Origin of the sequence: Thermonema sp. (assembly GCF_026003375.1) — a bacterium.
In the GTDB taxonomy this organism is placed as follows: Bacteria; Bacteroidota; Bacteroidia; order Cytophagales; family Thermonemataceae; genus Thermonema; species Thermonema rossianum.
The window spans coordinates 710,735-725,006 of record NZ_BPHD01000002.1; the positions used below are offsets into that span (position 1 = coordinate 710,735).

A 14,272-nucleotide genomic window follows, 5' to 3' on the forward strand; every position below is an offset into this window, starting at 1 on the left:
CTTTTTGTTTTCTTGTAAAAAGCGCACCTTTTCCAAAGTAGATCTCAGCGACAGCCTGCTGGTGAGCAGCACCCATTTTCAATACCTTAGTGCCAAAGCAAATTTGGATTTCACGCTTCCTTCACAAAATGCCAAAGCAAAAACAGCCATACGCATGCAACAAGACTCGCTGATATGGCTTTCCATAGGCAGTTCCATGGGCATTGAGGTGCTAAGAGTGCAAGCCAACCCCGACAGCATCTGGGTTATCAACCGCGACCAACAAAGCTATCAAGAGTTTGCCTTTCAAGAACTGAGCGAGCGCTTCAGTTTTCCCTTGTCTTTTCACTTGGTACAAGACCTGCTGGTGGGCGAGATGCCCGTAAAGCAGTTTTCTAAAAACCAAACCATGCTTAACGACGACGAGTATGTCATCACACAACAAATCAATGGCATTGAAATACAGAATTACATGAGCACCGCCACACGCAAGCTCAACCGCTTGCTTATCAAAGATACCCGCAGTGGCAGTCTGATGGAAATTGTTTACCAGCACTACACCCTTGTAGATGGCATTTTGTTTCCTTACCACATCAAAGCGCAATTACACTACCGGGACAAACAAAGTGGCGAAAAGCAGCGCATCAAGGCTGAAGTAGAGTATCAAAAAATAGAACTGAGCAACGAACCGCTGCGTTTTCCTTTTAAAGTGCCCGGCACTTACCAAAAGACCAATTAAATGTTTTGGCACAATATAGTTACCACCCTTCGCAGCCTGCTGAAAGGCCTGCAACTCACCCTTCGGCACTTGATTCAAGCCAAAGAGCGGCGCCCTGCACTGCCCATTTGGCATCCCGATTATTTTCAATACACCCGCGGGCGGGTTACCCTGCAATACCCACACGAGCAAATACCTGTGCCTGACAACGGGCGCTACCGCTTGCACAATGAAATCGACGACTGCATTGTATGCGACAAGTGCGCCAAAATATGCCCGGTTGACTGCATAGAGATAGAAGCCATCAAATCGCCCGAGCCCATAGGCACCACCAGCGATGGCACCGTCAAAAGGCTGTATGCCGCCAAGTTCAATATCGACATGGCCAAGTGCTGCTATTGTGGGCTGTGCACCACGGTTTGCCCCACCGAGTGCCTGACAATGAGCAAAACCTTCGACTACACCGAAGCCGAGGTGTATGACCTGCTTTATTTATTTGGCAATTTGAGCAAAGAAGAAATTGCAGAAAAGCAGGCGCTTTGGGCACAATATCAAGCCGAGAAGCAAGCACAACCCAAGCCCAAGGCACCGGACGAAAAACAGAGCGCACAGGCGGCTAAAGCCAAACCTGCGTTTAAACCCAAAACAAAAAAAGCCACCGAAACGGAAGAGGAAAAAGAAGAAAAAGAACCATCTGCCAAGCCTGTGTTTAAACCCAAAATAAAGAAAACGGAAAAGACTTCGGCAGAAACAAGTCACGAAAGCCTGCAACAGCCCAAGCCCAAAATAAAGCCGGTGGTAAAAACGAGCGAAACGGGCACAGACGGTAATGACCTGTCCCCGAAGCAGGATGCCCCGAAGCCGAAAATGAGCAAACCGGTTATTAAACCCAAAATAAAGCCATCGCAAGCAGACGAAACAAGCGATTCCCTTCCCGGCAAAAATCAGGAAGTAAAGCCGGATGAGCCTAAAAAGAAGGCAGCCAAACCGCTAATAAAGCCCAAAATAAAACCTGTTGACAAAACAGACTCAACAGAAGAACAAGCAGCAAAAAGCAAGAAAATAAAGCCGGTTATTAAACCTAAAATACCGCCTAAAAAAGATTCAGACACATGAACAATTGGCTTCCTTATATTTTTGGTGCCGTGATGATAGGCAGTGCTGCCTATGCCGCCTTCAGCAAGCACTTGGTGCGTGTCATCTTTGCTCTTTTGGCTTGTTTGCTTGGTGTGGCAGCCCTTTATGCCCTGCTGATAGCCGAACTCATAGCCGTAGCGCAACTCATCGTTTATATTGGCGGGCTGTTGATTGTATTGCTTTTTGCCGTTTTGCTGACCCAACGCCATACCCAAGGTGGGCCACCACGCATCCATAACCGAAATGTTTTAGCAGGCTGGCTGTTGAGCCTTTCTCTGCTGTGTGTGTTGTTTTATGGCATCATGCAGCTGTCGCTTCCCCGGCAAACGACCGAAGCACCTTCGCTTTACGAACTTAGTGCCGGGCTCATGACCAAACACTTAGTGGCATTTGAGATTGCCGGCTTGCTGCTTACCATTGCCCTTATTGGGGCTCTCTACTGGACGAAAAAAGCACAAACACAAACAGATACGGACTAAATCGCTCATTTTCTGCACACAAGCAGCTACAGTTTGGTGTTTTTTTATTAAATTAGCTTTTGCATTCTTCGTCATTATCATCACTTCTTGTATAAAAAAGCATGCTGCTCCACACTACCATAGAGCAACTGGTTCGAAACAATTACGTTTATGCCATGGCATTGCGCCATTTGGGCATTCGTTTTTTTGAACACCCACACACCACAGTGGCAGAGCTCTGCCGCCGCTATGCATGGAATGAGCAGCACATATCTTCATTTTTTGCAGACTACCACAGGCTGTTCCGTAATCTTTCTTTAAAAGAAGCCCAATCGTGCAGTATTGAGTTTTTGCTGGATTTTCTACGGCATGCACACCGCTTGTTTGTTCGCGAGCGTCTGCCTTTTATGGCAGAGCTTATCGAAGCATTGCCGGTGTCGCCTGCACACAAAGACCTGATAGAAGATTTAAAGGTGCTTTTTCCTTTATTCAGCGAAGAGTTTATTCTTCATATTCATGAGGAAGAGGACCACTTTTTTCATTACATAGAGCTACTCACACAAGCCAAAAAAGAAAAAAAGCCCTCTGCCGGGCTCATTTTCAAAATGCAAGAAACGCATATAGGAAGTTTTGCGCTTGACCACGAAACCCACGATGACGAAATGCGCGGCATCCGGCGCCTGACCCACAACTACCACATCCCTGCCGATGCGCCTACCAACCTGGTTGTTGTGTTGTCAGCCCTTTCCGATTTTGACAAAGAGTTGCATTTGCACGCCCAAATTGAAAACGAAATACTGTTTCCCAAGGCTCTACGCTTAGAGCAGGAAATAAGACGCAGCTTTCTGGTGCATCTGTTTCCGCCCAATTGATTTAATCCTTCTCGCTCAAAGAGGTGTTGTTTTCCCAAGCTTCGACAATCTTGCGCAAAGGATTTTTCTTATTGATAAGCTCGTAATCTTCTATACCCTCCGTCTGCTGGTTGGGCAATATGATACGGAATTTGGTGCCTTTGTCTATCTCGGATGCTTTCACAAAAATGCGCCCCTTGTGATAATTCTCCACAATGCGCTTGGCCAAGGTAAGCCCCAAACCCCATCCGCGTTTCTTGGTAGTATAGCCGGGCGTAAATATTTTTTTGAATTTCGACTTGGGAATGCCTTTTCCCGTATCGCTTACGTCTATAATCGTCTTTTTGTGATTGGCAGTTACTTTTAATTTGATTTCTATTTTTCCCACGCCGTTCATGGCATCCACTGCATTCTTGCAAAGGTTTTCAATCACCCACTGAAACAGATGCCTGTTCATCAATACGCGTGTATCCTTCAAGGTGTAATTGATGACCTCCATTTCCACCTTCGGTGATATGCGCGGACGCAAATAATCAATGATTTCTTTCACCACCTCATAAGGGTTCTCCGGCTTGAAGATAGGCTTTGAGCCTATATTTGAAAAGCGCTCGGTAATGATTTGCAATCGTTTAATGTCTTTTTCCAACTCGCCCAACACTTCGTGCCCTTTAAACTGATCATCGTGTTTGAGCAGCTCCACCCAAGCCATCAAAGAAGAGATGGGCGTCCCCAGCTGATGCGCCGTTTCTTTTGCCAAGCCCACCCATATGCGGTTTTGCTCTGCCTTTCGCGAATACGAAAAAGCCAAGTAGGTGAGAAAGCCAAAGATAGCAATCACACTCAACTGCGCATAAGGATACCAACGCAGTTGATAAATCAAATCGGAGTTGCGGTAATAAATCTTATTGTGAGTGGGGGCACCTACTTCATACTCCACAATAATGGGCGAGTGCTCTTGTTTCATGATCTCCAGTTCTCGCTGCAAAATCCGCTCTTTTCGCTCCGGTGAAACTCCCGGCGGTATATCTATGTTCTTGTACGTGATTATGTTCCCTTCATGATCTGTGAGAATCACCGGGATATGTTGGTTGGACTTGATAATTTCATCGAAAATAAAGGTAAGAGGCTCATTGTTTTCGGGGTCCAAGGTAAAGCGCAAAGCCGAGGCATAAAGCTCTATTTGCTCTTTTTCGCGCTCTACCAGTTTTTTCACCAAGGTGTCGGTATAATAAAGCGACACCCCACCTATCAGAAGGGCTATCACGAAAACCAATAGCTTAAACTCCGACTTATGTCTGTAAATATCCATCATGAAGTTAAGCGGCTTGCTTATTTAGAATCTTTCTAAATTTCAATTTGTTGATTGTAATCATTTATCCCATTGTGAATTAAACGCTAATTTTGCAATAATCAAAACTTAGAAAAATGCTATACGGTTTCAAAGCACTTACCCTCACTTACCATACAGCCCCCGTAGAAGTGCGCGAACGTTATGCGCTCAATGAAGCAGAAGCCAAGCAGTTGTTGCAAATGCTTCAGGAGCAAGGCATACAAGAGGCAATGGTGCTTTCTACCTGTAACCGTACGGAAATATACTACTCTTCCGAGGAGCCGCAAGAAGCCTTGCTGTTTTATGCTTTGGGCATGCTCAAGAGTTATCCCATAGACCAAGATAAGCAATATTTCTTGCATCTTGGCGATCAGCGCGAAGCTGTTCGCCATCTCTTTGAGGTGAGCTTGGGACTGGATTCACAGGTCCTGGGCGACCTTCAAATCATCAACCAGGTAAAAAGGGCTTATCAATGGGCAGCCGATCTGAACATGGCGGGTCCCTTTCTGCACCGTTTGATGCATACCATCTTTTTTGTAAACAAACGCGTGGTGCAGCAAACGGCCTTCCGCGATGGCGCCGCTTCTACTTCCTATGCGGCTGTTGAAATTGCCGATGAAATCAGCACTGCTATCCACGAGCCTGTGGTGCTGGTTGTAGGGGTAGGGGAAATAGGCGCCGACGTATGCCGAAACTTGGTAGGCAGACCCGTAGGCGAGGTAATCATTACCAACCGGACTTACGAAAAAGCCGAGGCGCTGGCAGCAGAAACCGGCTTCCGGGCTGAACCTTTTGACAAACTCGACGCACTCCTGCACAAAGCCGATATTATTATTTCATCGGTAGGCATGGCACAGCCCCTGTTCAATAAAGAACGTGTGGCGGCTCTTCCTATCGCTTCATTCAAATACTTCATTGACCTTGCCATTCCACGCAGTGTGGCCAAAGAAGTTGAAGACATTCCCGGCATGGTGGTTTACAACGTGGACGACATCAGCCAACGGGTGCAGGCCTCTCTTGAAACACGCAAGCAGGCCATTCCGCAAGTGCGTGCCCTCATGGAAGAAGGGTTGGCCGAGTTTGAAGAGTGGTCGAAGGAAATGGAAGTATCGCCTACCATCAAGAAACTGAAAAACGCACTCGAAGAAATCCGGCAAAAAGAGATAGCCAAGTACCTGAAGCATCTCGACGAAAAAGAAAGAGCTGCCGTAGAGCGGGTAACCAAAAGCATGATTCAAAAAATCATACAGTTGCCGGTGCTTCAGCTGAAGGCAGCCTGCAAACGCGGCGAAGCAGAAACCTTGGTCGATGTGCTCAACGACCTGTTCAACCTCGAAAAACAAGCCGTCAAATAGTTCAACTGTATGGCGCTCGTCATGGATGTACGAGGACACTCGCCCCGCTGGGGGGAAGGTTGTTTCATAGCCCCCAATGCCACTATAGTAGGCGACGTGCTCATGGGCAATCATTGCAGCGTGTGGTTCAATGCCGTGATACGGGGCGATGTAAACAGCATTCGCATTGGTGACTACTGCAACATACAAGATGGCGCCGTCATCCATTGCACCTACGAGCGCACCAAAACCATCATAGGCAACCGGGTATCCATAGGGCATAACGCCATTGTTCACGGGTGCACCATTCACGACAACGTGCTCATTGGCATGGGTGCCATTATCATGGACGGTGCTGTTATTCATAGTGGTTCCATCATTGGCGCCGGTGCGGTAGTATTGGCCGGCACCGTCGTAGAAGCCGGCACCATATGGGCAGGCAACCCTGCGCGCTTCATTAAAATGGCCGGCGATAAAAGTGATGAAATTGCCCGCATTGCAGGCAACTACCCCCTCTATGCTTCCTGGTTTCAGCAAGAAAAAGAATAACGACTTCCTGTAATCATTCTATCCATACACTGCCATAGTGGCGTGGTCTCGCATCTCTACTACCGGTACTCCCCTTCTCTTATTCAACAGCTTTGCCTTTTAGCCGTCTTGCCAAAAAGCGCCGGCAGGCAGCATTTCTTAAATACAAGTAAGTTGGAATTTTTTGCACTTTTTTTCGCTTTTATTATTAGCTTTGCTATCTTTGTTTAGTATTTAATCAAAAATAACTCTCTTTAAATCAAGAACTTTCAGTTCAAATATTGGATTTTTGCTCAAAAAATCACAAGAAACGAATAAACTATGGATACCATACAAATACACTTGATTTATGGCGCGGCATTGATAGCCGTTGTCATCGTGATGAGCCTGTGGATTATGTGGCTGCACTTGAAAAACAAAAGTCTTACCGAGCGCAACAAAGAACTCTATGAGCTGATATTCCAACGCCTCGATATGGTCACCAACAGCTCCGATTATGCCCTGATTATCAGGCAAAACAACCAATTGCGCAAACAATTCGAAGATTTGAAAGAAGTGGTGGTAGAATACATCGTACATCACCTGCAGCGCGAAAACACTCAACCGCATCATCATTCTTTATATGCTCAAACTCAAAAAAATGCCGAAAAAGAGCCAACACAGCGGACCCAACCTCATGCCATAACTCCCGGCGCTACCATTATTGAGCAAAGGCTGGCTTTCGAAGAGATAGCCAATAAGAAAGAAGACGAGGAAGATGCCTTTACCGAAGAGCTGTTGATTCAAGAAGCGCTGCACCTTATTCAAGCCCAAGGCGGCATTCAATCGCAACACAAGCCGGCACCGGCAAGCCCACACAATGCTAAGAATGGCAAAGTAGCTACGGGGCAGGAGAGAAGCACTTCCATTGAAAGCAAACAAGAAGAAGAAAAGGAACAACCCGGGACCACTTCGCTTGATTCCATACAAAAAGAGTTGAACGACGTGGAAGCGGCAGAGCAAATGATACTCAAAAGGCTCTATGCAGAAGCACTTGACCTGATAAACCAAGCTCTTTCTCAAAGTGAATCACTCACAGAGTGTGCCGTTTTACTCATTGAAAAGTTGATTGTGCAAAAAGCGTTGCGCGCCAACTCGGAAGCCACCGAAGAACAAATCGATGAGATGATACGCCGCAAGGTAAGCTTGCAGTTCGACTTTAGCAGACTCAACTTTCATATAGAAAACGAAATGGAACAGGTTCCCTATATAGAACGAAGACTCATACAAATGAAAATGCAGCTGCTTTCCATGAAGCGTTGACAACAAAAATAAAAAAGCACCGCATGAAAAGAGCGCAGTGCTTTTTTACTCTCTTCACAATCACCCCACCATCACATACTCCGTAGGGTAGCCGTAATTTGTGCTGATTACCTTCGTGCTGAGAGCCAGCGCCAAGGTGAGCGTGCCCACACGTCCCAGATACATAGACAGGATGATGATGCACTTGCCGGCCGCCGATAACTCCGGCGTAATGCCCAAACTTAAACCTACCGTAGCAAATGCCGATACTTGTTCAAAAATAAGAGAGAGCACCGGCAATTCCGGCTCGGTGATGGTCAGAAAGAAGATAGCCAAAAAGTTATAAACCACCGCCACAATGAAAACGGTATAAGCTTTTGAAATCACCTCCGGGGCAATGCGGCGGTGCCCAAGTTCCAAGTCTTTTTTGCCCCGTATGCTGTCGATCATGGCAAAGAAAAGCACAGTAATCGTGGTGGTTTTTATTCCTCCGCCCGTAGATGCAGGCGATGCCCCTATAAACATCAAGCCTATGAACATCAGAACCGTAGGCACCCGCATTTGGCTTAAATCAACGGTGTTGAAGCCTGCTGTACGTGTAGTTACCGATTGAAAGAAAGAAGCAATGAGGGCTTCCATGGTGTTCATGTCACGAAGCAGGGCATGGCGTTCAAGAGCATAGAATACAACGGTACCAATCAGCAGTAAAAACAAGGTAGTATAAACCACAATTTTAGTACTGATACGCCAGTCTTTCCATGGCTTTTCCAAGCGTTCGCGCAGCCGTTTAATAGAGAAATCGTTCCAGGTGCCAAAGCCAATGCCCCCTAATATGATAATGAAAGCAATGACCAGGTGCAGCACATAAGCCGAACGAACCCCCTCTTCATATAAGCCATTGGAAAAAAGACTGAAACCGGCGTTACAAAAGGCAGACACTGAATGAAAAACCGAGTAAAAAATCTTTTGCCAAAGGCTTTCAAAAGGAACACTGCTTCCCCAAGCCCAAAAAATAAACAAAGCCCCTAAGCCTTCAAACAAAAAAGTGAAAGTAAATATTTGACGCAGCAGCACCACACTGCTTTTCAGGTTTTCGGTGCTCAATATATCTCGAAGCAGCGACTGATGGCGTATTCCCACGCGCTCTTGGGCAAACAAAGCAAAGAAAGTGGCAAATGTAACGATGCCGATACCCCCAAACTGTATCAGTACGAGAATCACAACTTGCCCTTTGAGCGTGAAATAGGTAGCCGTATCGACCACAATCAGCCCTGTTACGCAAGCAGCACTGGTGGCTGTAAACAAAGCATCAAGAAAAGGCATGCTGTCCGGTCCTTTTGTGAACGTAGGCAGCATCAACAAACCGGTGCCCACGGCAATCAACAGCAAAAAGCTCAATAAAAAAAGTGTGGAAGGTTTGACATTGAGTCGTGAAATAAAATGCCCGCTGCGCCCTATTTCCAAAAAAAGCCATAGAAGCAAATAGAAAGACAAAATAAGCTCATAAAAAGCGCGTGGACTCTCCCACTCTAAAAAAAGTGCCAATTCTGCCAGCAGTCTTTTATTCAGCAATAAATTCAACAACACATTGACAAGCAGAAACAAAACCAGAATTGTTTCATACCAATGCCGCCAGGCAAAGCGCCACCAGTTGTCTGCATATATCAGCTTGGCAATGTATAGTATGACAAACAGCGCAAAGACAATATCAAAGAAGTCGAACACCAACTCTTTTTCTATGTCACTCAAATAAAAACCATAAGCTATGACCAATAAGATGATAGCCAACAGGGCATTTACCATTGAAAGCGCACGGATAATCAGCTTGGCATCGGCTGCTGTCTCATAAACAAACGAGCGGAAGCGCTCTGCCAACTCTCTACTCCAAAGGTTCATCTTATTCCGGTCTTTTTGGTGTTAGTTTGAAATCGCCACTTGCTCCCACACAGCCGCCTGACGTGCTGCCTCTTCCATAAAACGCGCGCGCGGCACCGGCACTACGCCCGGGTATTCACACACGATGCCGCCGGCCAAGTTTGCCAGGGCGGCCGTAGGATAAGGGGGCAAGCCCAATGCCAAACAAAGCGATGCCACTGCAATGACCGTATCGCCGGCTCCCGACACGTCGGCAATGCTGCGCACATGAGCAGGCACATGCCACTCGCCCTCTGCCGATTGCCAATATACACCTTTCTCCGAAAGGGTGGTCATCAAATGAGTAGCCTGCAAGCGCTGCCGCAATTGAGCTACCACTTCTTTAAAAGCAGGAGACAACGGCTCTACCTCTGCCAACATTGCCTCTTTCAATTCTTTGAGATTGGGCTTAAACAAATCGACCGCTGTGTAAGCAAAAAAATTGCGTTTTTTAGGGTCCACCGTTACCTTGATGCCCCGCTTGTGCGCTTCGCTTACCACCCATTGTATCAGCTCCGGGGTCAGGCATCCTTTGTCATAGTCTTCAAATATCACGACATCGGCTTGCCGGAGCAAGGGGGCTATCTGCGCCCGGAATTGTCCGGTTTGCACTTCGTTCAAAGGGCGGTCTTCTTCTGCATCGACGCGCAGCAGCTGTTGGCTGCCGGCTATAATACGGTGCTTGATGGTAGTAGGGCGGTCATCTACCTGCAAAAGCCCGCTCGTGTTCAGCCCTTCTTCTTCCATCAAAGATAAAAAGCGTGCGGCTTCGGCATCGTTGCCCAACACACCACACAAGATGGCTTCTGCCCCCAATGCTTTCACATTCAAGGCTACGTTGGCAGCGCCCCCCAAACGCCACTCTCTTTTTTTTACGTTTACTACCGGCACCGGCGCTTCGGGCGAGATGCGCGTGGCTTGCCCCCACAAATAAGAGTCAATCATCACATCGCCCACAATCAGCACGCGCAGGCCTCGAAAACGCTCAAACAGTGCTTCTACTTTTTGCTTATTCATTCCCTTTGCGTCTTCTCCTTTCTTTGGCTTTTACTGAAGCTGTGCCAACTTGTCTTTTATTCGCTTGAGTGCCTCGGTAAGTGCTTCGTCGGATGCAGCAAAAGAAATGCGGATGCAGTTGGGTGCTCCAAAAGCATCGCCGGCAACCAAAGCTACATGCGCTTCATTGAGCAAATACATACACAAATCTTCTGCATTGGCAATGGTTTGCCCCCGGTAAGATTTGCCAAAATAGCTGCTCACGTCGGGGAAAATATAAAATGCCCCTTGTGGCACATAGGTACCCACGCCGGGAATCTCTTTGAGCAGGTTCAGCACCAAGTCCCGTCTGCGTTGAAATGCCTCTTTCATGGCTTGTATGGGGGCACGGTCGCCGGTAATGGCGGCATAGGCCGCTTTTTGTGCAATAGAGCAGGTAGCCGACGTAAACTGCCCTTGCAGCTTGATGCAAGCTTTGGCAATAGGAGCAGGGGCATGCAAATAACCCACACGCCAGCCGGTCATGGCAAAGCCTTTCGAAAAACCGTTGACTGTTACCACGCGGTCGTGCATATCCTCAAAAGCCCCTATGCTAAAGTATTCGCCCGTGAAGTTGATGTACTCGTAAATCTCATCGGAAATCACAACGACGTTGGGGTATTCCTGCAACACATCGGCAAAGGCACGCAACTCTTCTTTTGAATACACGGTGCCGGTAGGGTTCGAAGGCGAAGAATATAAAATCACCTTGGTTTTGTCGGTCAAGGCAGCCTTCAATTGTGCGGGGCTCACCTTGAACTGATTGTTGATGTCGCCTTGAAGAAATACGGGCTTGCCCTCCGCCAGTTCAATCATTGCCAGGTAACTCACCCAATAAGGTGAAAAAACCACCACCTCGTCGCCGGGGTTCACCAAGCATAGAATTGCATTCATCAAAGCTTGTTTGGCACCGGTGGTAACTACCACCTGCTCGGCTTTGGCAGGCAGGGCATTCTCTTTACGTAGCTTTTCAGCGATGGCTTCGCGCAGCTCCAAATAAGCAGGCACCGGCGTATAAAAAGAGAAATTGTCGTCTATAGCCTTTTTGGCAGCTTCTTTAATATGGTCCGGGGTATAGAAATCGGGCTCTCCCAAACTCAACTTAATGACTTCAACGCCTTGGCGCTCCAGTTCACGCGCTTTGGCAGCCATTTGTAAAGTGGCCGATTCCGACAAGCGGCTTACCCGCTCAGCAATTTGTATTTTATCGAAAGAAAGAGTACTCATAAACAAAGCTTTGTTTGAGTTTCAAGATATGCAAATCTAATGTATCTTTGTAAATAAAGAGACACTTTTTCAACTTCTTCATTTTGCCACACTTATGTATCGCTGCACTTACCCCTATGCGTTGTGTTATGCCTATTGCGTACCTAAAGGCCAAGGGCGCCGTCTGGTGATTCCCGACATTCACGGCTGCTATCATTCGTTACGCACTTTGTTGCAGCGAGTACAACTCGAGCCCCGCGATCAGTTGTTTTTGCTGGGCGACTACATCGACCGCGGGCCACACAGCAGCGCTGTCCTCCGGTTTATTATGAAGCTGCAAAAGGAAGGGTATGAGATATACCCGCTGCGGGGCAACCATGAACAGATGCTGCTGGAAGTGTATTTCGAAAACCCCGCACAGCTGAAAGAACACTTGTCGTTTCATCAAGCCACCGATTTGCTTTCGACCGATGGCAGCTTAGACCCGGATATTATCGATTTTTTGCTGCATTTGCCCTTTTTTATTGAAACCGACGTGGCTATTCTGGTACATGGGGGATTGGACTGCCGGGAAAGCAACCCGTTTACTGCTTTCGACAAACTGCTGTGGACACGCGACAGCCGTGGTGCCGAAAAATGGCTGCGTGGCAAAAAGCTTATACACGGGCACACACCCCGTCTTCTGTTTCAAATAGAAGAAGCCATTGAAGACGATGCCCCTTTTATCAACTTAGACAACGGCTGTGTGGTGGCAGACGACAACCACGAAGCAGGCAACCTGCTTTGTTACGACATAGACAAGAAAAAAATCATTGCCGTCCAGCCCAATGTAGATGCCGTTCGAAGCCGCTAAGGTTTATTTTCTATCCCAGATATTGTACTTCAAAATGCAGTAAATGGCGCGGAAGCCATCTTTCCAGTTGATTTTTTTGCCTTCTTCATAGGTTCTGCCATAATAAGAGATCCCCACCTCATAGATACGCACACCCGGCACACGCGCTACTTTGGCAGTTACTTCGGGCTCAAAACCAAAGCGCTTTTCTTTTAGGCGTATGTTTTGAATAATATCGCGCCGGAAAAGCTTGTAGCAAGTTTCCATGTCCGTTAGGTTCAAATTGGTGAACATATTGGACAGGAATGTCAGGAACTTGTTGCCTATGGTGTGCCAAAAAAACAAAATACGATGCGGATTGCCCCCCATGAAGCGCGAACCATAAACCACATCGGCATGCCCATCAACAACGGGCTGTAGCAAAATATTGTATTCGTGGGGGTCATACTCCAAGTCGGCATCTTGAATCACCACGTAGTCGCCGGTAGCTTTGGCAATGCCGGTATGCAAAGCAGCCCCCTTGCCTTGGTTCTTTTCGTGTTTGTAGTATTGAATATTTAAATCGGGGTTGTTGCTTATGTAGCGCTGCACGGCTTCTTCGGTGTCGTCGGTAGAGCAATCGTTTACAATAATCACTTCTTTTTCAATATTCTGAATTAACTGTACCGACTTGATGCGATCCAAAATGTAGTGAATGGTTTTGCCTTCGTTGTAGGCGGGAATCACAATAGAGAGTTTTCGAACTACCGGTAACTGCATGATCGTGTTTTTATTAGGCAAAGCAATGAAGCGTACAAAGATAGAGTTTTCAAGCTTGCTGCACAAGGCAGCCTTCATGGCAATTGTCTTGATTTTTTTCGCTTTTTTTGAAACCTTTTTTTCAATTCTGGTGTATATAGGAATGCTGTTCACAACCAAAACACAAAGAGCCTTCTAATACCCTGTATTAGTTTCCCCCCTGTTTTTGTAGAGCCATGCCCCGGGCTGGCGTATGCTTTGCGGAACTCGTCCATCCGGAGGCGAGGAAGTAGGCATTTGTGTATTGGCAATATCTTCCTTCAGGTTTAGAACCCAAAACAGCAACAACATTCACAAACATCCATCATCTTCTCGTAGAACAGACAGCGGCTCAAATCAGAGCGCTGCAACGCGCAGGTCAGCTGCATTTATTGGCACAAGCCTTAGGGGCACAAACCATTTACGAAATCAAACAAGCCCTGCACCATTGTCCGGTACAACTCAGCCGGTTGGTTATTCACACAAACCATGACTATGCTCTTGAATTGGTCGATTACAAAGTATTTGTCTCCTTGAATCCATTGTGTAAAGCGCTTTATTTGCTGTTTCTGCGACATCCCGAAGGGATTGTGTTAAAAGAGATGAGTCGTTACCAAGCGGAATTGTGGGACATTTACTTACAAGTATGCCGGCACGACGACCTGAAAAAGGCAAAAGAAAGTGTGGCAGAATTGTGTAACCCATTGAGTAATTCGATTCACGAAAAAATTTCGCGTATAAAAGCAACCTTTGAAGAGATTACAGATAATCACGTAGCAACGCATTACATCATAGCCGGTGCCCGCGGTAAGGCAAAAAAAATTGCACTTGACCCGGCACTCGTTTGTTGGCAATAGGTGGGGCGTCCCCCTCGCGGGGGCGCCTTTTTTGT

General features: G+C 47.0%; 14 protein-coding genes. 9 read left to right on the top strand and 5 right to left on the bottom strand.

From position 1 onward, the window contains the following. Positions 1–4 precede the first annotated feature (4 nt). The 4 genes from QVE43_RS08305 to QVE43_RS08320 all read left to right on the top strand — a co-directional run bounded on the left by QVE43_RS08305 (position 5) and on the right by QVE43_RS08320 (position 3,164). Positions 5–718 carry a DUF4292 domain-containing protein gene (locus QVE43_RS08305; protein ID WP_288005992.1) on the top strand — a complete coding sequence of 238 codons (714 nt, stop codon included), beginning with the start codon at positions 5–7 and terminating at the stop codon, positions 716–718. After that, positions 719–1,813: a 4Fe-4S binding protein gene (locus QVE43_RS08310; RefSeq protein WP_288005995.1), complete on the top strand. Its 1,095-nt coding sequence runs from the start codon at positions 719–721 to the stop codon at positions 1,811–1,813. It abuts the gene before it with no gap. Continuing rightward, entirely contained in the window at positions 1,810–2,313 is a 504-nt protein-coding gene (locus QVE43_RS08315; RefSeq protein ID WP_288005998.1) for an NADH-quinone oxidoreductase subunit J, read from the top strand. The genes QVE43_RS08310 and QVE43_RS08315 overlap by 4 nt, the downstream gene beginning before the upstream one ends. 101 nt (positions 2,314–2,414) lie before the next feature. Then, a complete protein-coding gene (locus QVE43_RS08320) occupies positions 2,415–3,164 on the top strand; it encodes an iron-sulfur cluster repair di-iron protein (protein WP_288006001.1) in 750 nt (249 codons plus the stop codon). Position 3,165: 1 nt separating this feature from the next. Here the strand turns inward: QVE43_RS08320 and QVE43_RS08325 are convergent, their stop codons facing one another. Further along, positions 3,166–4,455, bottom strand: a complete 1,290-nt coding sequence (locus QVE43_RS08325; protein WP_288006003.1) for a PAS domain-containing sensor histidine kinase — start codon at positions 4,453–4,455, stop codon at positions 3,166–3,168. 113 nt (positions 4,456–4,568) lie between these two features. Here QVE43_RS08325 and hemA point away from each other — a divergent pair, with 113 nt between their 5' ends. The 3 genes from hemA (at position 4,569) to QVE43_RS08340 (ending at position 7,637) form a co-directional block, all read left to right on the top strand. Continuing rightward, entirely contained in the window at positions 4,569–5,828 is a 1,260-nt protein-coding gene (gene hemA / locus QVE43_RS08330; protein ID WP_288006005.1) for a glutamyl-tRNA reductase, read from the top strand. Positions 5,829–5,837: 9 nt separating this feature from the next. Next, a complete protein-coding gene (locus QVE43_RS08335; protein WP_288006008.1) occupies positions 5,838–6,356 on the top strand; it encodes a gamma carbonic anhydrase family protein in 519 nt (172 codons plus the stop codon). A 300-nt stretch (positions 6,357–6,656) separates the two neighbouring features. Continuing rightward, entirely contained in the window at positions 6,657–7,637 is a 981-nt protein-coding gene (locus QVE43_RS08340) for a hypothetical protein (protein WP_288006011.1), read from the top strand. A 60-nt stretch (positions 7,638–7,697) separates the two neighbouring features. Here the strand turns inward: QVE43_RS08340 and QVE43_RS08345 are convergent, their stop codons facing one another. From QVE43_RS08345 to QVE43_RS08355, 3 genes are read right to left on the bottom strand one after another with little or no spacing between them, the layout of a single operon-like run. Further along, on the bottom strand, positions 7,698–9,512 hold the full coding sequence (locus tag QVE43_RS08345) for a TrkH family potassium uptake protein (RefSeq protein WP_288006014.1): 1,815 nt from the start codon (positions 9,510–9,512) through the stop codon (positions 7,698–7,700). Between the two features lie 21 nt (positions 9,513–9,533). Then, positions 9,534–10,547 (bottom strand): bifunctional heptose 7-phosphate kinase/heptose 1-phosphate adenyltransferase, encoded by a 1,014-nt coding sequence (locus tag QVE43_RS08350; protein WP_288006016.1) that lies wholly within the window; start codon positions 10,545–10,547, stop codon positions 9,534–9,536. A 30-nt stretch (positions 10,548–10,577) separates the two neighbouring features. Continuing rightward, positions 10,578–11,792 carry a pyridoxal phosphate-dependent aminotransferase gene (locus QVE43_RS08355; RefSeq protein ID WP_288006019.1) on the bottom strand — a complete coding sequence of 405 codons (1,215 nt, stop codon included), beginning with the start codon at positions 11,790–11,792 and terminating at the stop codon, positions 10,578–10,580. Positions 11,793–11,886: 94 nt separating this feature from the next. On the opposite strand from QVE43_RS08355, the gene QVE43_RS08360 reads away from it, so the two are divergent. Beyond that, entirely contained in the window at positions 11,887–12,624 is a 738-nt protein-coding gene (locus tag QVE43_RS08360; RefSeq protein ID WP_051633288.1) for a metallophosphoesterase family protein, read from the top strand. A gap of 3 nt (positions 12,625–12,627) precedes the next feature. Here QVE43_RS08360 and QVE43_RS08365 read toward each other — a convergent pair whose 3' ends face one another. Beyond that, positions 12,628–13,362 (bottom strand): glycosyltransferase family 2 protein, encoded by a 735-nt coding sequence (locus tag QVE43_RS08365; protein ID WP_038031781.1) that lies wholly within the window; start codon positions 13,360–13,362, stop codon positions 12,628–12,630. A 278-nt stretch (positions 13,363–13,640) separates the two neighbouring features. On the opposite strand from QVE43_RS08365, the gene QVE43_RS08370 reads away from it, so the two are divergent. Beyond that, complete coding sequence (locus QVE43_RS08370) at positions 13,641–14,237, top strand: hypothetical protein (protein WP_288006026.1); 597 nt, start codon at positions 13,641–13,643, stop codon at positions 14,235–14,237. Positions 14,238–14,272 lie beyond the last annotated feature (35 nt).